This is a genomic window from Pseudomonas fluorescens, assembly GCF_005938625.1.
GTDB lineage: Bacteria > Pseudomonadota > Gammaproteobacteria > Pseudomonadales > Pseudomonadaceae > Aquipseudomonas > Aquipseudomonas fluorescens_BD.
Map to the genome: position 1 here is coordinate 44,484 of NZ_VCNJ01000020.1, position 22,411 is coordinate 66,894.

The window sequence follows — 22,411 nt, forward strand, 5'->3', positions numbered from 1 at the left end:
TAGGCTACTTTTGCCTGCACTACAACGCCAGCTTTCGTATTGTTCTCAGTCAGTTTTCTTGCCACTGAGGCGTTCGAAAGCGGTGTTGGTGCGAACGACAAAACCTGTATCGGCACGAATGACAAAGAATGCACCAATGTCATGTTTTTCGGCATAGTCCCACGCCCTTTCGGGGCCGAGAATCAGCAACAGCGTCGATAGTCCATCGGCCATCAACGCTGAAGGATGAATCACCGTGACTGAGGCCAGGTCGTGTAGGACAGGTGCACCGGTGCGCGCATCGAAGGTGTGGGAATAACGCCGGCCGTCCTGCAGGAAATAGTTACGGTAGTCGCCGGAGGTGGAAACGCCGTAGCCGTCGACATTGATGATGCGCTCGGCGACCTGCTGATCGTCGCGGGGTTCTTCCAAAGCGATGCGCCAGGGTGAGCCGTCGAGTTTTCTGCCTTTGGCCTTTAATTCACCTGTGGCTTCGGCCAAGTAGTCTTGAATGCCCATGGCATCGAGCCTTGCCGCGATGGTGTCGACGGCATAACCGGCGGCGATGCTGTTGAAATCGACTTCGACGGCCGCGTCTTTGCACAACTGATCGCCATCGATATGCAGATGCTGGTGACCGACCCGCTGCATCACCTCGGCCAGCGCAGCGGCATCAGGGACTTTCTCTTCACGACCTTGTGGGCCGAAGCCCCAAAGGTTCATCAGCGGTTCGACGGTGAGGTCGTAGGAGCCTTCGCTTTGCGCTGAGAGCTGTTCGCCTGTGCGGACCAATTCAAGTACCGATGCAGGCATTTTCTGGCAGCTATTCGCGGGCAGAGCGTTGAAACGTTCGATGTCCGAATCATTGCGATAGGTGGACAACTGCCGATCGACTTCGCCGAGGATGCTCTCCACTTCACTGCGAACCTGCGTCGCTTCAGGCATGCCAGCGTGGCGCACGTACTTGATCGAATACGTGCTGCCCATGGTAGGCCCGCCGAAGCTTTCCATGGACTCGCCATTACCGCAGCCAGCCAATATGCCGCCAAGAATCACAAGCCCAAGCAACCGTCCAGTGAACAATTATTCATCTCTCCGTAAAACCGCGGCGGCCATTATGAATTAAAGGATCTGCAACATCTTTATACAAAATCCAATAGTGAGTACCTGAACATGTCCTCCACCACGGGCAAAGGCAAAGCGATCTTTCGCGTTGTCAGCGGCAACTTCCTCGAAATGTTCGACTTCATGGTCTATGGCTTTTACGCCACGGCCATCGCCAAAACCTTCTTCCCGACTGACAGCGCTTTCGCCTCGCTGATGCTTTCGCTGGCGACCTTCGGCGCGGGCTTCCTGATGCGTCCGCTGGGGGCGATTTTCCTTGGCGCTTATATTGACCGTCATGGCCGTCGCCAAGGGCTGATCATCACCCTGGCATTGATGGCTGCCGGCACGGTGCTGATTGCCTGTGTGCCGGGCTATGCCACCCTCGGAGTCGCCGCGCCACTGATCGTACTGTTCGGTCGTTTGCTACAAGGCTTCTCGGCCGGCGTGGAGCTGGGCGGTGTATCGGTTTATCTGGCAGAAATTGCCACACCGGGCCGTAAGGGCTTCTTCGTCAGCTGGCAGTCTGCGAGTCAGCAAGCGGCGGTGGTCTTCGCCGGTTTGCTCGGCGTTGGCCTCAACCACTGGCTGAGCCCGGAACAAATGGGTGATTGGGGCTGGCGCGTGCCGTTCCTGATAGGTTGCATGATTGTGCCGGTGATCTTCGTCATTCGTCGTTCGCTTGAGGAAACCCCGGAATTCCAGGCACGGAAACATCGCCCTACCCTGCAGGAAATTGTCCGCTCGATCGGTCAGAACTTTGGCATCGTCATCGCCGGCATGGCGTTGGTGGTGATGACCACGGTGTCTTTCTACCTGATCACCGCGTACACCCCGACGTTCGGCAAGGCTGAGTTGCACCTGTCGGATTTCGATGCGTTGCTGGTGACGGTGTGCATCGGCCTGTCGAACTTCTTCTGGTTGCCGGTGATGGGCGCGGTATCTGACAAGATTGGACGCAAACCCTTACTGCTCGCGGCGACGATTCTGGCGATTCTCACCGCTTACCCTGCCCTGTCGTGGCTGGTGGCGAACCCGAGCTTCAGCCATTTGCTGATTGTCGAGTTGTGGCTGTCGTTCCTGTACGGCTCGTACAATGGCGCGATGGTGGTGGCGCTGACCGAGATCATGCCGGTGGAAGTGCGTACGACCGGGTTTTCGCTGGCCTACAGCCTGGCGACGGCGACCTTTGGCGGTTTTACCCCGGCGGCATGCACTTATTTGATTCATGTGCTGGATAACAAGGCCGCACCGGGGATCTGGCTCAGTGGTGCGGCGGTGCTGGGGTTGATTGCGACGTTGGTGTTGTTCCGGGGCAATAAGCATGAGCTGCGCACGGCGCAGGCGGCCATACCCGGCGGCGCTCGATAGAACGCTATCGCTGGCAAGCCAGCTCCCACAGGGTTTCGGGTGTTAACGCAATTGTGCAATTCACCAAGAAACCTGTGGGAGCTGGCTTGCCAGCGATGAGAGCATAAAGCAAAGATCGCAGCCTTCGGCAGCTCCTACAGAATCAATGCGATCTTTTGATCTTCCCCCAAACAAAAACGCCCCGACCAATGTCGGGGCGTTTTCATGTGCAGCTATAGCTTAGCGCGGGAACGCTGGCGGATTCACATCAGCCATGTCTTCCATCACGCGGATAACCTGGCAGCTGTAACCGAACTCGTTGTCGTACCAGACGTACAGAACAACACGGTTGTCCTGAACGATGGTCGCTTCAGCGTCGACTACACCAGCGTGGCGCGAACCGACGAAGTCAGTCGAAACCACTTCCTGCGAATTGACGAAGTCGATTTGCTTGTGCAGATCGGAGTGCAGCGCCATGTAGCGCAGGTACTCGTTCATCTCTTCACGGGTGGCGGCTTTCTCAAGGTTGAGGTTGAGAATGGCCATCGACACGTTCGGCGTCGGAACACGGATCGCGTTACCGGTCAGCTTGCCGGCCAGCTCAGGCAGGGCCTTGGCAGCAGCGGTGGCAGCACCGGTCTCAGTGATCACCATGTTCAGCGCGGCGCTACGACCACGGCGATCGCCTTTGTGGAAGTTGTCGATCAGGTTCTGGTCGTTGGTGTACGAGTGAACGGTTTCGACGTGACCGTTGATGATGCCGAACTTGTCATTCACAGCTTTCAGCACCGGCACGATGGCGTTGGTGGTGCAGGAAGCGGCGGAGACAATCTTGTCATCAGCGGTGATTTCACCGTGGTTGATGCCGTGAACGATGTTCTTCAGCTTGCCTTTGCCAGGCGCGGTCAGAACGACGCGGTCGATACCCGGGCACTGCAAGTGCTGGCCCAGGCCATCAGCGTCACGCCATACACCGGTGTTGTCCACCAGCAGCGCGTCTTTGATGCCGTACTGGGTGTAATCCACTTCAGTCGGGTTCTTCGCGTAGATCACCTGGATCAGGTTACCGTTAGCGGTGATGGTGTTGTTTTCTTCGTCGATGGTAATGGTGCCGTTGAACGAACCATGTACCGAGTCGCGACGCAGCAGGCTGGCGCGTTTGGTCAGGTCGTTTTCGGCGCCTTTGCGCACGACGATGGCGCGCAGACGCAGGCCGTCGCCACCACCGGTTTTTTCGATCAGGATGCGCGCCAGCAGACGGCCGATACGACCGAAGCCGTACAGCACAACGTCGGTGCCTTTACGTGCGGAAGCGTTTTGCTGGCCAACCACGTCAGCCATTTCTTCACGAACGAACTGCTCGGCGCTGCGGCCATTGCCTTCGTTGCGGAATTTGAACGCCAACTTGCCCAGATCTACCGAAGCCGCGCCGAGCTTGAGCTCGCTCATGGCTTTGAGCAGTGGGAATGTTTCGTGGACGGAGAGTTCGCTGTCGTCGGAAGAACGGTGGCGAGCAAAGCGGTGAGCTTTGAGAATCGCGATGACAGACTGGTTGATCAGGCTGCGGCCATAGATCGAGCTCACCACGTTGTTATTGCGGTAGAGCTGACCGATAAGCGGAATCATCGCTTCTGCGAGTGCTTCACGGTCGATCCATTCACCAAGACACTGGTCGGGCTTCTGAGTCACGGTAACCTTCCACATGTAGGGGCAGAAAAAAGGGGCTACATTATGCCGCCGACAACCTCCTGTAGCAATGCGCGCTTGTCGCGAAATCGGTAACAAAATTCCGTTCAAAAAAATTACGCCTCTCTCAAGCCCAGTAAAACCGGGGCTTTCAGCGCAGTCAATTTTTCGACGACTGTTAGACGATGTCTGTAACCCTCCGTAACACCAGCCACTTTCGGCACTACATAACCACAAAAAAACGGCTGGTTTTTATGGTTACCACTACATTTCGTCCAAACTGCGAAGATAGACGTAGTCTGCAACTGACAGGCGGCACCGGACGCCGCTACAATTACCGACTTTGTCGCAAAGCCTGGAGCTCAACCTTCCGTGCCCGTTCTGCGTCTACCGCTACTCCCTGCCGAGGCAGGTAAACAGCATTGGGGCAATCTGCCCGGTGCTGCCCTCAGCCTGGCGATTGCCGAGGCTGCCAGCGCTGCCAAGCGCTTCACCCTGCTACTGACCGCCGACAGCCAGAGTGCTGAACGACTGGAACAGGAGCTGAGTTTCTTCGCCCCGGATTTGCCCGTGCTGCATTTCCCCGACTGGGAAACCCTGCCCTACGACCTGTTCTCGCCGCACCAGGACATCATTTCCCAGCGCATCGCCAGCTTATACAGGCTGCCAGAGCTGGCGCATGGCGTGCTGGTGGTGCCGATCACCACGGCTTTGCATCGTCTGGCGCCGACCAAGTTCCTGCTCGGCAGCAGTCTGGTGCTGGATGTCGGGCAGAAGCTCGATGTCGAACAGATGCGCTCGCGACTCGAAGCCAGCGGCTATCGCTACGTCGACACGGTTTATGAGCACGGCGAGTTCACCGTACGCGGCGCGCTGATCGATCTGTTCCCGATGGGCAGCAAACTGCCCTACCGCATCGACTTGTTCGACGATGAAATCGAGACCCTGCGCACCTTCGATCCGGAAAACCAGCGCTCCATCGACAAGGTCGAGTCGGTCAAGCTGCTGCCGGCTCGTGAGTTTCCGCTGCAGAAAGATGCGGTCACCCGCTTCAAGGCGCGCTTCCGCGAGCGTTTCGACGTCGACTTCCGTCGCTGCCCGATCTTTCAGGATCTGAGCAGCGGGATTACCCCGGCCGGCATCGAGTACTACCTGCCGCTGTTCTTCGACGAAACCTCGACCCTCTTCGATTACCTGCCGCAAGACACGCAAGTGTTCTCGCTGCCAGGCATCGAGCAAGCGGCGGAGAATTTCTGGAACGACGTGCGCAATCGTTATGAAGAGCGCCGCGTCGATCCTTCACGTCCTTTATTGCCACCGGCGGAATTGTTCCTGCCGGTGGAAGACTGCTTCGCCCGCTTGAAGAGCTGGCCACGCGTGGTCGCCAGTCAGCAAGACGTAGAAACCGGCGCTGGCCGCGAACGCTTCCCCGCGCAGGCATTGCCGAATCTGGCAATCGAAGCCAAAGCCACGCAACCGTTGGCAGCGCTCTCAGCCTTCCTCGACGAGTTCCCCGGACGCGTGCTGTTCACCGCCGAATCCGCCGGCCGTCGTGAAGTGCTGCTGGAGTTGCTGGAACGCCTGAAGCTGCGGCCGAAAACCGTCGACAGCTGGCCGGACTTCGTCGCGAGCAAGGATCGCCTGGCGATCACCATTGCCCCGCTCGACGAAGGCCTGATGCTTGACGATCCGGCGCTGGCATTGGTCGCGGAAAGTCCGCTGTTCGGCCAACGCGTGATGCAGCGCCGCCGCCGCGAGAAGCGTGCCGACGGCAATAACGATGCGGTGATCAAAAACCTAACCGAGCTGCGCGAAGGCGCGCCAGTGGTGCACATCGATCACGGTGTTGGCCGCTATCTGGGCCTGACCATTCTGGAAATCGACAATCAGGCAGCCGAATTCCTCACCCTCGAATACGCCGAGAACGCCAAACTTTACGTGCCGGTGGCCAACCTGCATCTGATCGCGCGCTACACCGGCAGCGATGACGCATTGGCCCCACTGCACCGCCTCGGTTCCGAGACCTGGCAGAAAGCCAAACGCAAAGCCGCCGAACAAGTGCGCGATGTTGCTGCCGAACTGCTCGACATCTATGCACGTCGTGCCGCTCGCGAAGGCTACGCTTTCGCCGACCCGAAAGCCGACTACGCCACCTTCAGCGCCGGTTTCCCGTTCGAAGAAACCCCGGATCAGCAATCGACCATCGAAGCCGTGCGTGAAGACATGCTCGCGCCGAAACCGATGGATCGACTGGTCTGCGGCGACGTCGGCTTCGGCAAGACCGAAGTGGCCATGCGCGCCGCCTTCATCGCCGTACACGGTGGCCGTCAAGTGGCGATCCTGGTGCCGACCACCCTCCTCGCCCAACAGCACTACAACAGCTTCCGCGACCGCTTCGCCGACTGGCCGGTGACCGTAGAAGTAATGAGCCGCTTCAAATCGGCCAAGGAAGTGAACGCGGCGATCGCCGATCTCGCCGAAGGCAAGATCGACATTGTCATCGGCACGCACAAGCTGCTGTCCGACGACGTCAAAATCAAAAACCTCGGACTGGTGATCATCGACGAAGAGCACCGCTTCGGTGTGCGTCAGAAAGAACAGCTCAAGGCCCTGCGCAGCGAAGTCGACATTCTCACGCTGACCGCGACGCCGATTCCGCGCACGCTGAACATGGCGGTGTCGGGCATGCGCGACCTGTCGATCATCGCCACGCCGCCGGCGCGACGCCTGTCGGTGCGCACCTTCGTCATGGAGCAAAACAAGAGCACGGTCAAAGAGGCCTTGCTCCGTGAACTGTTGCGTGGCGGTCAGGTTTACTACTTGCACAACGATGTGAAAACCATCGAGAAATGCGCTGCCGATCTCGCCGAACTGGTACCGGAAGCGCGTATCGGCATCGGTCACGGACAGATGCGCGAGCGCGAACTCGAACAGGTGATGAGCGACTTTTATCACAAGCGCTTCAACGTGCTGATCGCCTCGACCATCATCGAGACCGGCATCGACGTACCGAGCGCCAACACCATCATCATCGAGCGCGCCGACAAGTTCGGCCTGGCGCAACTGCATCAGTTGCGTGGTCGCGTTGGCCGCAGTCACCACCAGGCTTACGCCTACCTACTGACGCCGCCGCGCCAGCAAATCACCTCGGATGCGGAAAAGCGTCTGGAGGCAATTGCCAATACTCAGGATCTCGGCGCCGGTTTCGTGCTGGCCACCAACGACCTGGAAATCCGTGGTGCCGGCGAACTGCTCGGCGATGGTCAGAGCGGGCAGATTCAAGCCGTCGGCTTCACGCTGTACATGGAAATGCTCGAACGCGCGGTGAAGTCGATCCGCAAGGGCGAACAACCGAACCTCGATCAACCGCTCGGCGGTGGCCCGGAAGTCAACCTGCGGGTACCGGCGCTGATTCCGGAAGACTATTTGCCGGATGTTCACGCGCGTCTGATTCTGTACAAGCGCATCGCTTCGGCGACCGATGAAGAAGGCCTGAAGGATCTGCAAGTCGAGATGATCGACCGCTTCGGCCTGCTGCCGGAACCGACGAAGAATCTGGTGCGCATCACGGCGCTGAAGTTGCAGGCTGAGCAGTTGGGCATCAAAAAAGTCGACGGTGGCCCGCAAGGTGGGCGCATCGAGTTCGAAGCGCAGACGCCAGTTGACCCGATGACCCTGATCAAGCTTATCCAGAGCCAGCCGAAACGCTACAAATTCGAAGGCGCGACGATGTTCAAGTTCCAGGTGCCGATGGAACGCCCGGAAGAGCGCTTTAATACTGTAGAGGCGCTGTTTGAGCGCCTCCTCCCGAAAACTGTTTGAAGGACGCCGCATGCGCCTGTTTCGCTCACTGACTTTGCTACTCACCTTCGTAGCTCCGATGGCGTTTGCCGATGACCTGTATCAGGTCGAAATGATTCTGGTCCGGCAGAACGCCGTGCCGGCGATCGTCAGCCGCGCAGCACCGGAAGACTGGGCTGCGGGCGCCCAGCGCCTGGCTGATGACAGCCAGCGCACGCCTGCGTTGAATGACGTTGTCACCAAACTCACCGCCAGCGGCGACTACAGCGTGCTGATGCACAAGGCGTGGCAGCAAACCCTTGGCGAAGCACCGGCAAAAGTTGCGGTCAGCGACGGTAAGGAGCAGTTCGGGCAATTCCCGATCGAAGGTACGCTGGAGATGAAACTCGGGCGCTTTACCGACGTCGCCGCCGACTTCTGGGTCAATCAGATCGACGCCAATGGCTTGGTCACCGCCAGTGAGCGCCTGAAACAGGACAGCCACACCAAGAACGGCCAACTCAACTATCTCGATAACGGCCATCTGGCCCTGCTGATCAAGATCACTTCCCTGACCGCGCCTGCGCCTCGGGAAGCGCCTGAAGCCATCCCGGACTGATCGAAGTCCTTATGTCCCCGCCCCTGAGCAAACCGTTGGCACCCTCCTGGGTCAGCCGATTCAAGGAACAGAGCCTGGAGCGTGGCCGCCGCTACGCCCTGGAAAATCGAGTACGCATCGCCCAAGTCGGCGATGCGACGATCACCGCCAGTTGCGAAGGCTCTGGCGGTAACGTTTACCGTCAGACCATTCACCTGCGCGAGTCAGCCAAAGGCACCTTGCTGCTGGTCGATGCCGGGTGCACCTGCCCGGTTCGCAACAACTGCAAACATTGCGCAGCGGTACTGCTGAAAGTCCAGGAAACCCTCGATTATCCCGCCGCCGCCAAAGACGCCGAACTCTTGGAAAAGCTGCAAGCCGTGCTGGAAAACCGTAGCCCGAAAGCGCCACCGCAAGTGTTGGTCGATAACGTGCAGCCGTTGCCACGTCTGTGGCTGGCCAGCGTCGAATTCAGCGCTTTCGAACCGCGCAACGGCAAGATGCAGCGCTACATCCAGCATCGTGCGGCGCTGTCGTTCAGCTATCTGGATGAATACGTCAGCGGGCAGAAGAACAGCGACATCCTGATTCGTCAGGAAGCCCAGACACTGCGGATAAAACGTCACCCGGAAGTCGAACAGTCCTACCGCGAACAGTTAAGAATCCTCGGCTTTCGCATCGCCACGCGGCAGAGCAAAGCGCTGCCGGAAAGTGCCGGCGAGCTGTATGAAATGGTCAATGACAGCGCTTGGCTGACCTTCACCCTCAACGACCTGCCGAAGCTGCGCAGCCAAGGCTGGGAGCTGCAGATCGATGAGGAATTCGGCTTCGATCTGACCGCCGTGGATGACTGGTACGCCACCGTCGAGCAGGTGCCGGAGCGTGACTGGTTTGATCTGGAACTGGGGATCATCGTCAACGGTGAGCGCCTCAGTCTGTTGCCGATCCTGCTCAACCTGATGCGCTCCCATGCGGAAATCCTCAATCCGGAACGCCTCGCCCGTCGCCGCGATGATGAACTGATTCTGGTCAACATTCCGCAACGCACCAGCGAGCACGGGCCGCTGCAAGTGGCCTTGCCGCTGGGCCGGTTGAAACCGGTATTGATGACGCTCGGCGAGTTTTATTTGCAGGAGCCGGGCGAAACCACTCTGCGCCTGAGCAAGGCGGATGCCACGCGCCTTAACTCGCTGGAAGGCCTCCCGCTGCTGTGGGAGGGTGGCGAGCAGATCCGCACGTTGGCTCAACGCCTGCGCGATATTCGTGATTTCAGCGCTGAAGCGCCGGAAGGACTGAACGCGACGCTGCGCCCTTATCAGCTCGAAGGCTTGAGCTGGATGCAATCTCTACGGCAACTGGAAGTCGGCGGGATTCTCGCGGATGACATGGGTCTGGGTAAAACCCTACAGACCCTGGCGCATATTCTCAGTGAGAAAATCGCCGGTCGTCTCGATCGCCCGTGCATGGTGGTGATGCCAACCAGCCTGATTCCGAACTGGCTCGATGAGGCGGCGCACTTTACGCCACAACTGAAAGTGGTCGCGCTGTACGGCGCCACGCGCAAAAAGCACTTCGACAATCTCGCGGATTATGACCTGATCCTCACTACCTACGCGCTGCTGCCCAAAGACGTCGAACGTCTGGCCAAGCAGCCGCTGCATGTATTGGTGCTGGATGAGGCGCAGTACATCAAAAACCCGAACAGCAAAGCCGCTCAAGCCGCGCGCGAGCTTAATGCACGTCAGCGCCTGTGCCTCAGCGGTACGCCCCTGGAAAACCACCTCGGTGAGCTGTGGTCGCTGTTTCACTTCCTGCTGCCGGGCTGGCTCGGCGACGTGAAAAGCTTCAACGCTGATTACCGTGTGCCGATTGAAAAGCGCGGCAGTGAAGTCAGACTGCAGCATCTGAACGGTAGGATAAAACCGTTCTTGCTGCGCCGTACCAAAGAGCAGGTCGCCACCGAGTTGCCACCGAAGACTGAAATCATCCACTGGGTCGACCTCAACGAAGCGCAGCGCGATGTGTACGAAACCATGCGTTTGGCGATGGACAAGAAAGTCCGCGACGAGATCACCCGCAAAGGCGTGGCGCGCAGTCAGATCATCATTCTTGAGGCGCTGTTGAAGCTGCGTCAGGTCTGCTGTGATCTGCGCCTGGTCAATGACGCCACCCTGCCCGCTCGCGGCAGCACCTCGGGCAAGCTCGACAGCTTGATGGAGATGCTTGAGGAGTTGTTCGAGGAAGGACGGCGAATTCTGCTGTTCTCGCAATTCACCTCGATGCTGTCATTGATCGAAGACGAGCTGAAAAAACGTAACATTTCCTATGCACTGTTGACCGGCCAGACCCGCGATCGACGTACTCCGGTGAAAGAATTCCAGAGCGGCAAGCGTCAGATCTTTCTGATAAGCCTGAAGGCTGGTGGTGTCGGCTTGAACCTGACCGAGGCGGATACGGTGATTCATTACGACCCGTGGTGGAACCCGGCGACCGAGAATCAGGCGACCGATCGTGCGTATCGAATCGGTCAGGAGAAACCGGTATTCGTCTACAAGATGATTGCCCGGGGCACGGTGGAAGAGAAGATTCAGCACTTGCAGAAAGAAAAGTCCGACTTGGCGGCGGGCGTGCTGGATGGGCGCAAGGCCGGGGACTGGAAGTTGCAGAGCGATGATATCGAAGCGTTGTTTGCGCCGCTGCCGGATAAGCTCGAAAAGCGTTGAGATCTGCGTCGCCTGTTAAATAGCCATCGCTGGCAAGCCAGCTCCCACAGGTATCGAGTTGGAACACAGTTTTGTGTACGACTCCCAACCCTGTGGGAACTGGCTTGCCAGCGATGGGGCCATCAGATATTGCTCTATTAATTAGGGCTCAACCCTTGGCAACAGGCAACGGCGCAAACAATGCCTCAATGTCACTCTGCTCCAGCTTCCAGCCACCTGCTGTCCCGCCTTCAAGCACCGCCCCGGCCAACGCGGCTTTCTCCTGCTGCAACGCCTGTATTTTTTCCTCTACAGTGCCGCGAGCGATCAACTTGTAAACAAACACCGGATTGTTTTGCCCGATTCGATACGCACGATCGGTTGCCTGATTCTCCACCGCCGGATTCCACCAAGGGTCGAAGTGGATCACCGTGTCCGCAGCGGTCAGGTTCAAACCGGTCCCCCCGGCCTTCAGACTGATCAGAAACAGCGGCACCTTGCCGCCCTGAAAATCCTTCACCGGTGTACGCCGGTCCGTGGTTTCACCGGTCAGCAGCGAATAAGCAATGTCACGTTGCTGCAATTCTTCCTCGATCAGGGCCAGCATCGAGGTGAACTGCGAAAAAAGCAGAATCCTGCGACCTTCGCCCAGCAACTCCTCGAGCATCTCCATCAAACTGACCAGCTTGCCACTGCCGGAGCGCAGCGCCTTCGCCGTCAGCGGCATCTTGATCAGACGCAAATCGCAACAGACCTGCCGCAGCTTGAGCAAGGCATCGAGAATGATGATCTGACTGCGCGCCACGCCACTGCGGGCAATTTCGTCACGGACTTTTTTGTCCATCGCCACGCGCACCGTTTCATAGACATCACGCTGGCCGTCGCTGAGATCAACCCAATGGACAATTTCGGTTTTCGGCGGCAGTTCGGTGGCTACCTGATCTTTTTTGCGGCGCAGCAAAAACGGCTTGATGCGCGCTGTCAGGTGCTGCATACGCTGAACATTGCCATGCTTTTCGATTGGCGTGCGGTAATCGCGATTGAAGGACTTGCTGTCGCCAAGCCAACCGGGCATGAGGAAATGAAACTGCGACCAAAGCTCGCCCAAGTGGTTTTCCAATGGCGTGCCGCTCAGGCACAAGCGCTGACGGGCCTGCAGGTCACGGGCCGCTTGCGCCGCTTTGCTGATCGGGTTTTTGATGTTCTGCGCTTCGTCGAGAATCAGCACGCTCCACAGCTGCGGCTGTAGAACCTCGAGATCCCTCGGTAGCAAAGCGTAAGTGGTCAGTACCAGATCGTACTCAGCCAGCTCAGCGAAATCCTTCTGCCGCCCCGAGCCGTGCAGCGCCAATACTTTCAACTGGGGGGTGAAACGCTCGGCCTCGTCGAGCCAGTTGGGAATCAGGCTGGTCGGCATTATCGCCAGAGCCGGACAATCAAGCCGACCGGCGTGTTTTTCCGTGAGCAGATGCGCCAAGGTTTGCAGCGTTTTGCCCAGCCCCATGTCATCGCCCAGAATGCCGCCGACCTCAAGCTCGCGCAGTGTCTGCATCCAGTTCAGGCCTTCGAGCTGATACGGGCGCAGTTGCGCGTTAAGGCCGGCCGGCGCAGCGACGTGGGTGTGACTGGAATTCTGCAAGCGCTTGGCGAAGGTGCGCAGCCGCTCGCCACCCTGCCAATCCAGCGGCACGCCATCGAGCATACTCAAGCGCGCGGCATCCGGGACACTCAAACGCAGTGCATCGCCCTGATGACCAACCAGGTACAACTCGCCCAGCGCGGCCATCAGAGGTTTGACCCGACTCAGCGGCAGCGCGACCTTGGCGCCTGAAGGGTCGCCAAAACCGCTGGGTTTCAGTTCGATCAGAAGTTTTTCGTCATCGCTGCGCTGTGCCAGATTGACTGGGTCAAGCAAGCGCGGCTGGGTGCGCAACAAGTGCAGAAGGATTGGTAGCAAACTATAGCGCTGACCATTGACGACGATACCCAACTGCAAATCAAACCACTGATGCCCGGCCTCTTCTTCGACCTCGGCGTACCAATGCTCAACCGGTTGCACATTGAAATGAAAGCCGGGACTGACCTCGACTTGCCAGTCCGAGGCGCGCAGCGTGGCAAGCCCTTCGTGCATAAACCCGAGCCAGGCGGAATCATCCGGCAACGTGAACATCTCACCGGGACGATCCAGCGAGCTCTTGCGCGTGGCTTTCTTGAAGCCGTGCTTTTGCAAAATCTGGCGCAGTTTCTTTTCCACTGCAGGCTGGCGTTGAATGCGCTGGGTCTCAGTGCCGTTGAGGATCAACACTTCCGGGTTGCGATCGACCGTCGGCTGGCCGTTGTAGGTGAACACCAGGGCGGCGCGGTGCTCGAGAATGTATTCCCAGCGCGAGCGCTCCCGACCACTGACGAGGGTGAGTTGCGGCTGCGGAAGTACGTCGTCGATGACTCGTTCGGTCAGTTGGTGGGGCGTCGGGATTCTCGTTGCCGCGCTCATGCGATGGCTGAACTGCATGGCCTGACGCGCCGGAATGTCCGGCGCCAGAGTCAAATGACTGGCCAGCTTTTCTTCCAGTTCATTGAACAGAGGGCCAATCTGCCGCTGTTGACGATCCAGGTAATAAAGCGGCTCCAGCGCCAGCACGGTTTCCTGCGCCGCCTCGGCACTGCTCCACTGCGCGCGAAACCCGCCGTCGGCCTGCTCGGCCCAGGCGAACTGGCCGATGCGTTTCTCGCCAGACACCAACGGTTGCAGATCCTCGAAATCGAGGAACAGCCGCGAGGTGCGCAGGAGCATTTCCAGCAGTTCGGCGCCGCTGCTGCCTTCCAGCGGATAGCCACTGTAATAGGCGTGGTGGGAGTGCATGGCAACCAGCAGCCTGGCAACGCGCAGATCCAGCTCGGACAGGTAGCCGGGCTGACGCATGAGCATTTCCGCCAGCGAGTACATCGGTTTGACTTCCCGTAACTCGCCGTTCTTGAGCTGGGAAACCTTGAAAATATCGAGCAGCCACTTGCCGCTCACTGACGTTGGCTTGAGCTTGTAAAACAGGCGCGTGCCTGCCGTTTGCGCGCCTTCTTCGGCGTGCTTGGCCGGCACGGGAATTGTCGAAAGCCAATGTTCCAGCGCCCGACCCAACTGGATCTGTGCGTCACTCTCAGACGCATCATCAGCACCGCCCTGCAGGTGATAGAGCACCGCAGCGCAGTGCTTGCAGTCGATTACGACAGGACAGCTGCACAGGCAACGCAAGTTGACGGAACCCAGGCGATCTTCGGACAGGTAAATGCTTTGTTCATACGCCTGATCTTCCGAACCGACGCAGAACGCCTCGATCTTTTTGTCATGGATCTCGATGATCTCTACCCGGTCATCGGCGGCATAAGCGCGAGCCTTGGCCAGCGCCTTGCTACTGAATGCCTTAGTCCAGGCCAACGACTTAAGCCGTTCGATGAGAATGCTCATGGGCAGCCCTTAGCCGGCCAACACCCGCGCCAACACTGATTTCACCTTGCCCATGCCATCGTGCAATGCCTGCTCGATCTCGGCCATGGTGATCACTTCAGTGGTCTTGCCCGCGGCCGGGTTGACCACCAGCGCCAGACAGGCGTAATCCAGATCCAGCTCGCGGGCCAGTGCCGCTTCCGGCATGCCGGTCATGCCGACGATGTCGCAGCCATCACGTTCCAGACGCACGATCTCGGCGACCGTTTCCAGGCGCGGGCCTTGGGTGCAGGCATACACACCCTGATCGCTGTACTCGCAACCTTCGGCGGCCACGGCGGCGATCAATTGCTGACGCAGCGGCTCGCTGTAGGGAAAGCTGAAGTCGATGTGAGTGACGTGCTCCAGATCATCGGCGAAAAAGGTGTGCTCGCGTCCGCTGGTGTAGTCGACGATCTGGTGCGGCACGCAGAAATGACCGGTGCCCATGGCCGGGTGAATTCCGCCCACCGCGTTAACGGCAATGATCGCTTCGGCACCGGCCTGCTTCAACGCCCACAGGTTGGCGCGGTAATTGACCTTGTGCGGCGGAAAGCGATGCGGATGGCCGTGACGGGCGAGGAACAGCACTTCCTTGCCAGCATATTCGCCAATTTGCACGTCGGCCGATGGCGCGCCGTATGGCGTGTCCACTGCCAGCGATTGGCGAATGGTCAAGCCTTCGAGTTGAGTCAGGCCGGTGCCACCGATGATTGCGTAAACCGTCATAGCGAAAAATCCTTAATCGATCAGTTGAGCGTCTTTGAGCGCGCCGATGGCGGTGAGCCAGCGCGGATCCTGACGGTAATCGGTACTGGCGAATGCCTGACCGCGCATGCGGGCGATGCGGTCGGAGGGCTTGACCTTCATGCGTTGTGCGGCGCTCAGGGCCAGTTCGGCAGCGGCGCGGTCGTTGCACACCAGGCCCATGTCGCACCCGGCAGTCAGTGCGGCCTCAATACGGCTGGCGGCGTCGCCGACCACATGAGCACCGGCCATCGACAGGTCGTCGCTGAAAATCACCCCGTCGAACTGCAATTCGCCGCGCAAGATGTCCTGCAACCAGCGGCGGGAGAAGCCGGCAGGCTGCGAATCAACCTGCGGATAGATGACGTGCGCCGGCATGATCGCGGCCAGTTGCTTGCTGAGCCTGGCGAATGGCACGAGGTCGTTGGCGCGGATTTCGTCGAGGCTGCGCTCGTCGTTTGGAATCGCGACATGAGAGTCGGCTTCGGCCCAGCCGTGACCAGGGAAATGCTTGCCAGTGGCGGCCATGCCGGCGCTGTTCATGCCGCGAATGAACGCTCCGGCGAGTAGTGCCGCGCGCTCGGGATCACCTTCGAACGAACGGGTGCCAACGACGGCGCTGCGCTGATAATCCAGATCAAGCACCGGGGCGAAGCTCAGGTCGAGGCCGACCGCGAGCACTTCGGTGGCCATGATCCAGCCACATTGTTCGGCGAGGTATTCGGCATTCGGGTTGTCGGCGATGGCGCGCATGGCCGGCAGACGCACGAAGCCCTGACGCAGGCGCTGCACGCGGCCACCCTCTTGATCCACCGCCAGCAGCAGATCCGGACGAATTGCCCGAATCGACGCACTGAGTTCACGCACCTGGCGCGGATGCTCGATGTTGCGCGCGAAAATGATCAGGCCGCCCACTTCGGGCTGACGCAACAATTGGCGATCCTCGGCAGTCAGCCAGGTACCGGCGACGTCCACCATCAACGAGCCTTGCAGGCCAGCAGTCATAGAGATTCCTTGAAAACGAAAAACCCGACCCGCAGCAAATCGCTACCGTGAGCAACGCTCGGCAGGTTGGCGATTTCTATGGAGATGGGGTTCAGAACGAGAGTCGGCATGGGCGGCTAGCTTAGCGGATACAAGCTGCTGCGCCCACCCGTGCGCGGTTAAACCTTGGCGGCGACCGGCGTTGATTTGCTGCGCGGCCGCAGTTGCGCGGTGGCCATGGCTGCATCGGTGACGCCGGTTTCGGCGCGCATGCCCGCAGCGAGGAACGGCACCATCAGACGCATCACTTGTTCGATGGAAGTGTTGACGCCGAAATCGGTCTCGGCGATCGCGCGCAGGGCCTTGATACCGGACATGCTGAACGCTGCAGCGCCGAGCATGAAGTGCACGCGCCAGAACAGTTCGATCGGCGGAATGCGTGGTGCGGCTTCATTGACCAACAGCATGTAGCGACGGAACACCTTGCCGTACATGTCTTCCAGATAACGGCGCAAATGGCCCTGGCTCTGGCTGAATGCGAGGCCGAGCAGGCGCATGAAGATCGACAGGTCGTTGCCGCTGCGTGGTTGAACCACGAGAGCCTGTTCGACAAGGATTTCCAGTAGCTCTTCGAGGGTTGGCTTGTTTTCAGGCTTGGCCTGACGCCGCTCCAGCTCTTTGTCGAGGCTGATGCAGAACGGCCCGAGGAAGCGCGAAAACACCGCCTGGATCAGCGCTTTTTTCGAGCCGAAGTGATAGTTCACCGCTGCCAGGTTGACGCCAGCCTTGCTGGTGATCAAACGCAATGAGGTTTCAGCGAAACCTTTCTCCGCGAACAACTGCTCGGCAGCATCAAGAATGCGTTCAACGGTTTCCGACTGGGCCATGGCTACTCCGCCTGACAAACACTTGTTTGAAACATACGTTTCAGCCTGTGCCTTGTCAAGCCTGTCGGTTCGTTTTGGGAATGGTCGGTCAGCTATTTAACCACACAAGACCGATGCATTAATAAGCAAGGCTGCCGACCGTCTGGCGGTCTGCAAAAAAACGGGCATTGCCAAGGGCGTTCCACTGTATATAATCCCAGTCACTGTATAAAAAGACAGAGCGATCAATATGCTAAAGCTGACGCCACGCCAAGCCGAGATTCTGGCCTTTATCAAACGCTGCCTCGAAGACAACGGCTACCCGCCAACCCGTGCGGAAATCGCTCAGGAACTGGGCTTCAAGTCGCCAAACGCGGCTGAAGAACACCTCAAGGCACTTGCCCGAAAAGGTGCCATCGAGATGACTCCAGGGGCTTCTCGCGGTATTCGCATCCCCGGTTTCGAAGCCAAAGCCGACGACTCTACCCTGCCGATCATTGGCCGGGTCGCTGCCGGCGCGCCGATCCTCGCCCAGCAGCACATCGAAGAGTCCTGCAATATCAACCCGGCCTTCTTTCATCCACGCGCCGACTATCTGTTGCGCGTGCATGGCATGAGCATGAAAGACATCGGCATTTTCGACGGTGACCTCCTCGCCGTGCACACCACCCGCGAAGCGCGTAATGGCCAGGTTGTCGTCGCCCGCATTGGCGATGAAGTGACCGTCAAACGCTTCAAGCGTGAAGGCAGCAAGGTCTGGCTGATTGCCGAAAACCCTGAGTTCGCCCCTATCGAAGTCGACCTGAAAGATCAGGAACTGGTGATCGAAGGCTTGAGTGTCGGCGTCATTCGCCGCTAAAGGAGGCTTTATGCAGTTCCCACACACACCTCAGCAAACACAACTGCCTTTATTCGAAGCGTTTCTGGCACAACCGATGGCGCCGACCCTCAAAGAGGTCGTCGAGCGCCCGTGGACTGCCGAACCTGAAGTATTCAGCGAGCTGTCACTGCGCGGCGCTACCGGGAACTGCCTGAACCTGCTTGCCCCGATCCTTCGCGAACTGAGCGAGGATCAGGACGCGCGCTGGCTGACGCTGATAGCGCCTCCTGCGAGCCTGACCCAGACATGGCTGCGGGATGCCGGGCTGAATCGCGAACGCATTCTGCTACTGCAACCAAGGGGCGCTCAAAGCGCTCAACAACTGGCATGCGAAGCTCTGAAGCTGGGCCGCAGTCACACCGTAGTCACTTGGCTCAACCTGCTGAACGCAAATTCACGGCAACAACTGATCAGCGCCGCACGCACGGGCGATGCTCAGAGCCTGAATATTCGTTTGGGTTGATTGGTGGTTATACGCGCTGTGTGAAGCGCAGGGCTTCTCCAGGGACAGAGAAGCCGATTTGAAGCGGTAACGTCAAAAAGTAAAAAGACGGGGATCAATGAAGAACCCGCGGCCCTTCTTCCTTATCAAACTCGCCTTCGACCATGCGACCGGCCATTTGCACGCCGACGCTTAACATCGCCTTGGCGATCTCCACATGCTGACCTTGCAGGAACGCCTTGGCATCCGCGGAGAAATCCAGCGTCACCAGAGAACCTTCGTCCTCGGCCCTGCGCAGCTCGATTCGGCCGTCGGGTAACTCGACAATTTCTAGAAAGGACGTTGGCATATAGGTCTGTTCTCCACGAAAGGCAGGGATTATATAGACATCATTCAGGCTTCGCTCGGGATCTTGACCAGCAGCATGTTTCAGATTGCCACCGTGTCAATCGCCCTCAGCATTCGTTCAAGCCTTCGCGGAAACGTATTGCCAGACCTTTCAAGTTCTGCCGCCAGCTCTCCAGCTCCTCTCGACTCAACTCTTCTGGCGCTTCTTCTTCATCCAGATTAATCGCCTGAATCAACGGTTGCGTCACATCGCCCTTCGGCTTGTGCGGCACTCGTGGCGGTTGAAACAGCGCCGAATGCGCTGCCAGCAGTTTTGCCAACCAGGTTTCAGAATTGCCCGCCAACTCAACCATTTCGGCCAGTTCGGGAATCGCAATCGACTCCAGCACTTCACGCGTCAGCAGCATCTCGGCCCGCGGCGCATTGGCCTGCGGCAGACGATAGAAACCCGCGATCTCATGACAAAGCCCCAGCAAGGCGCCATACAGGTGAAACAAGGCCGATTCACGCCCAGCCTGAATCAACGCCAGAGAATTCATCGCCCGCCCTTCTTCAGCGCGAACCAAGGCTTCGAGCGACAGCCCGGCGAAATAGATCTTCTGGTTGGTGCGGGTATAGAGTTCGTGAGCCATGACGGCGCTCTCCACAACGAAATAATTGCTTCACACAGGCCGGACAGTGTCGTGGATCAGCCGATCCCACCGCAAGCACAAAACAAAAAGGCCGCATGAAAACCCGAGGGTTCTCATGCGGCCTTTCAGTGTCGGACTAACGCTTACTCAGCCTTGGCCTTTGTACGCTTGTCTTCAACCGTCCACTTGCCGCCGTCGAAGTACGCCTTCCAACCGGTAGGCTTGCCGTCGACTTCGGTCTGCACGTACTGCTCCTTGGTCTTGCGGCTGTAGCGGATGACCGCTGGCAGACCATCAGGATCCTTCTTCGGCGCGTCGCAGAGGAAGTGGTACTTCGGATCGATTTCGTCCTTGTGCGGCACAATCTCGATCACCAGCGGAGCACGGGTCTCACGGTTTTTCGGGAACTGGCTGGCGGCCAAGAACAGACCAGAGGCACCGTCACGGAGGATGTAGGTGTCGTTGACCTTTTCGCATTTAAGCTCAGGCATCTTTACCGGATCCATCTTCGGCGGCGCTGCATCACCGCTTTTCAGCAGTTTGCGGGTGTTCTTGCACTCAGGGTTGGTGCAACCGAAGAACTTGCCGAATCGGCCGGTCTTGAGTTGCATCTCGCTGCCGCACTTGTCGCATTCCAGGCTCGGACCTTCGTAGCCCTTGATGCGATAGCTGCCTTCTTCGATTTCGTAGCCAGCGCAATCCGGGTTGTTACCGCAGATGTGCAGTTTACGTTTTTCGTCGAGCAGGTAAGCATCCATCGCCGTGCTGCAGATCGGGCAGCGATGTTTGCCGCGCAGTACCAGCGATTCCGACTCACCTTCGTCGTCGGCAGCGATCTCGTCGCCCGGCACCAGGTTGACGGTGGCCTTGCAGCGTTCTTTCGGCGGCAGACTGTAGCCCGAGCAACCGAGGAACACGCCGGTCGACGCAGTACGGATCTGCATCGGACGACCACAGGTCGTGCACGGAATGTCGGTCATGACTGGCTGGTTGGCGCGCATGCCGCTTTCAGGGTTTTCAGCTACCTCGAGTTTCTTTTTGAAATCGCCGTAAAACTCGTCCAGCACACTTTTCCAGTCGCGCTCACCCTGTGCCACGTCATCGAGGTTCTCTTCCATGCCGGCAGTGAAGCCGTAGTCCATGAGATTGGAGAAGCTTTCCGACAGACGCTCGGTGACGATGTCGCCCATCTTTTCCGAGTAGAAACGACGGTTGTGCAGGGTCACATAGCCGCGATCCTGAATGGTCGAAATGATCGCAGCGTAAGTCGAAGGACGACCAATGCCACGTTTTTCCATTTCTTTCACCAGACTGGCTTCCGAGTAACGCGCCGGTGGTTTGGTGAAGTGCTGGGACGGATCAAGCTTGATCAGCTTCATCACATCGCCCTGCGCCATATCTGGCAGAACGTCGTCATCGCCGGGCTTGGCAATCTGCGGCATGACACGGGTGTAACCGTCAAACTTCAGGATACGGCCCTTTGCGCGCAGCTCGAAGTCACCAGCGCCGACGCTGACAGTGGTCGACAGATACTGCGCCGGCAGCATCTGGCAAGCGAGGAACTGGCGCCAGATCAGCTCGTAGAGACGCTCAGCGTCACGCTCCATGCCTGCGAGCTTGCTCGGCGTGGTGTTGGCGTCGGAAGGACGGATCGCTTCGTGAGCCTCTTGCGCGCCTTCTTTGCTGCTGTAGACGTTTGGCGTTTCCGGCAGGTACTTCTTGCCGAACTCGTCTTCAATGTAAGTGCGCGCCATCGCCACGGCATCAGCCGAGAGGTTGGTCGAGTCGGTACGCATATAAGTGATGTAGCCGGCTTCGTACAGACGCTGGGCCATCATCATGGTTTTCTTCACGCCGAAGCCCAGGCGGTTGCTCGCAGCCTGTTGCAGAGTCGACGTGATGAATGGCGCCGACGGCTTGCTGCTGGTCGGCTTGTCTTCGCGTTTGACGATGCTGTAGCTGGAAGACTTGAGCTTCTCCAGCGCGGCCATGGCCTGGGCTTCGTTGAGCGGCTTGAAGGCTTCGCCTTTCTCGCGAGCCACTTCGAAACGCACGGTCGAGCCTTTGGTGGTGCCGAGATCGGCATGCACTTCCCAGTACTCTTCCGGGTTGAACGCGCGAATTTCGCGCTCACGCTCAACCACCAGCTTCACGGCTACCGATTGCACGCGACCGGCGGACAGGCCACGGGCAATCTTTGCCCACAGCAGCGGCGAGACCATGTAGCCAACGACGCGATCGAGGAAACGACGCGCCTGTTGAGCGTTGACACGATCAATGTCCAGCTCGCCCGGTTCCGAGAAGGCTTCCTGAATCGCCTTCTTGGTGATTTCGTTGAACACCACGCGCTTGTAGCGGCTGTCATCACCACCGATGGCTTCGCGCAGGTGCCATGCAATGGCTTCCCCCTCGCGATCCAAGTCGGTTGCGAGATAGATAGTGTCAGCATCTTTGGCGAGCCGGCGCAGCTCTTCGATGACCTTCTCTTTACCCGGGAGGATCTCGTACTTGGCTTTCCAGCCATGATCGGGATCGACACCCATACGCGAGACCAGCTGCTTGCGCGCTTTCTCTTTCGGCGAGAGCACCGGACCTTCACCCGCAGCAGCCTTGCCGCGCTTGGCGGCTGGCTCTTTGCTGGCGCTAGCCGAACCGCTGGTGGGCAGGTCTCGGATATGGCCGATACTCGACTTCACCACGTATTGGTTACCCAGATACTTGTTGATGGTCTTGGCCTTAGCCGGGGATTCCACAATGACCAGCGATTTGCCCATGGATCAGAAAATTCCTGAATTCTAGAAGTGAAAGGCGGTTGGCGCCTGACGCGGCACC

The 22,411-nt window shown here is 58.7% G+C and carries 15 protein-coding genes; 6 read left to right on the forward strand and 9 right to left on the reverse strand.

What is annotated here, in order from left to right; translation table 11 throughout:
- Window positions 1–45: 45 nt before the first annotated feature.
- Complete coding sequence (locus FGA82_RS13645; RefSeq protein WP_249384245.1) at window positions 46–990, reverse strand: FAD:protein FMN transferase; 945 nt, start codon at window positions 988–990, stop codon at window positions 46–48.
- A gap of 162 nt (window positions 991–1,152) precedes the next feature.
- On the opposite strand from FGA82_RS13645, the gene FGA82_RS13650 reads away from it, so the two are divergent.
- Window positions 1,153–2,454, forward strand: coding sequence for an MFS transporter (locus FGA82_RS13650; RefSeq protein WP_141127470.1), 1,302 nt, complete (start codon window positions 1,153–1,155; stop codon window positions 2,452–2,454).
- A 219-nt stretch (window positions 2,455–2,673) separates the two neighbouring features.
- On the opposite strand, the gene FGA82_RS13655 is transcribed toward FGA82_RS13650, so the two are convergent.
- Window positions 2,674–4,137: a glyceraldehyde-3-phosphate dehydrogenase gene (locus FGA82_RS13655; protein WP_016986741.1), complete on the reverse strand. Its 1,464-nt coding sequence runs from the start codon at window positions 4,135–4,137 to the stop codon at window positions 2,674–2,676.
- Window positions 4,138–4,491: 354 nt separating this feature from the next.
- Between FGA82_RS13655 and mfd the strand changes: the two genes are divergently transcribed.
- Genes mfd through FGA82_RS13670 form a run of 3 tightly spaced genes read left to right on the forward strand, consistent with a single transcriptional unit; the run spans window position 4,492 to window position 11,220 of the window.
- Window positions 4,492–7,941 carry a transcription-repair coupling factor gene (gene mfd / locus FGA82_RS13660; protein ID WP_141127471.1) on the forward strand — a complete coding sequence of 1,150 codons (3,450 nt, stop codon included), beginning with the start codon at window positions 4,492–4,494 and terminating at the stop codon, window positions 7,939–7,941.
- A 10-nt stretch (window positions 7,942–7,951) separates the two neighbouring features.
- The gene (locus tag FGA82_RS13665) at window positions 7,952–8,518 is read left to right on the forward strand and encodes a CsiV family protein (protein WP_141127472.1); all 567 of its coding nucleotides are present in this window, start codon (window positions 7,952–7,954) and stop codon (window positions 8,516–8,518) included.
- Between the two features lie 11 nt (window positions 8,519–8,529).
- On the forward strand, window positions 8,530–11,220 hold the full coding sequence (locus tag FGA82_RS13670) for a DEAD/DEAH box helicase (protein ID WP_141127473.1): 2,691 nt from the start codon (window positions 8,530–8,532) through the stop codon (window positions 11,218–11,220).
- Window positions 11,221–11,368: 148 nt separating this feature from the next.
- On the opposite strand, the gene FGA82_RS13675 is transcribed toward FGA82_RS13670, so the two are convergent.
- From FGA82_RS13675 to FGA82_RS13690, 4 genes are all read right to left on the reverse strand, one after another.
- Window positions 11,369–14,662: a DEAD/DEAH box helicase gene (locus tag FGA82_RS13675; RefSeq protein ID WP_141127474.1), complete on the reverse strand. Its 3,294-nt coding sequence runs from the start codon at window positions 14,660–14,662 to the stop codon at window positions 11,369–11,371.
- 9 nt (window positions 14,663–14,671) lie between these two features.
- On the reverse strand, window positions 14,672–15,409 hold the full coding sequence (locus FGA82_RS13680) for an S-methyl-5'-thioinosine phosphorylase (protein ID WP_141127475.1): 738 nt from the start codon (window positions 15,407–15,409) through the stop codon (window positions 14,672–14,674).
- A gap of 12 nt (window positions 15,410–15,421) precedes the next feature.
- Window positions 15,422–16,432 carry a beta-N-acetylhexosaminidase gene (gene nagZ / locus FGA82_RS13685; protein WP_141127476.1) on the reverse strand — a complete coding sequence of 337 codons (1,011 nt, stop codon included), beginning with the start codon at window positions 16,430–16,432 and terminating at the stop codon, window positions 15,422–15,424.
- A 158-nt stretch (window positions 16,433–16,590) separates the two neighbouring features.
- The gene (locus tag FGA82_RS13690; RefSeq protein ID WP_007910473.1) at window positions 16,591–17,298 is read right to left on the reverse strand and encodes a TetR/AcrR family transcriptional regulator; all 708 of its coding nucleotides are present in this window, start codon (window positions 17,296–17,298) and stop codon (window positions 16,591–16,593) included.
- A gap of 229 nt (window positions 17,299–17,527) precedes the next feature.
- Here FGA82_RS13690 and lexA point away from each other — a divergent pair, with 229 nt between their 5' ends.
- A complete protein-coding gene (gene lexA, locus FGA82_RS13695) occupies window positions 17,528–18,136 on the forward strand; it encodes a transcriptional repressor LexA (protein ID WP_003226590.1) in 609 nt (202 codons plus the stop codon).
- A gap of 10 nt (window positions 18,137–18,146) precedes the next feature.
- Window positions 18,147–18,620: an SOS-induced cell division inhibitor SulA gene (sulA, locus tag FGA82_RS13700; RefSeq protein ID WP_141127477.1), complete on the forward strand. Its 474-nt coding sequence runs from the start codon at window positions 18,147–18,149 to the stop codon at window positions 18,618–18,620.
- Window positions 18,621–18,714: 94 nt separating this feature from the next.
- Here sulA and FGA82_RS13705 read toward each other — a convergent pair whose 3' ends face one another.
- From FGA82_RS13705 to topA, 3 genes are all read right to left on the reverse strand, one after another.
- A complete protein-coding gene (locus FGA82_RS13705) occupies window positions 18,715–18,948 on the reverse strand; it encodes a hypothetical protein (protein WP_141127478.1) in 234 nt (77 codons plus the stop codon).
- Window positions 18,949–19,054: 106 nt separating this feature from the next.
- Window positions 19,055–19,579, reverse strand: coding sequence for a DUF6586 family protein (locus FGA82_RS13710; RefSeq protein ID WP_141127479.1), 525 nt, complete (start codon window positions 19,577–19,579; stop codon window positions 19,055–19,057).
- A 143-nt stretch (window positions 19,580–19,722) separates the two neighbouring features.
- Window positions 19,723–22,353 carry a type I DNA topoisomerase gene (gene topA, locus FGA82_RS13715; protein WP_034156438.1) on the reverse strand — a complete coding sequence of 877 codons (2,631 nt, stop codon included), beginning with the start codon at window positions 22,351–22,353 and terminating at the stop codon, window positions 19,723–19,725.
- Between the last annotated feature and the right edge of the window lie 58 nt (window positions 22,354–22,411).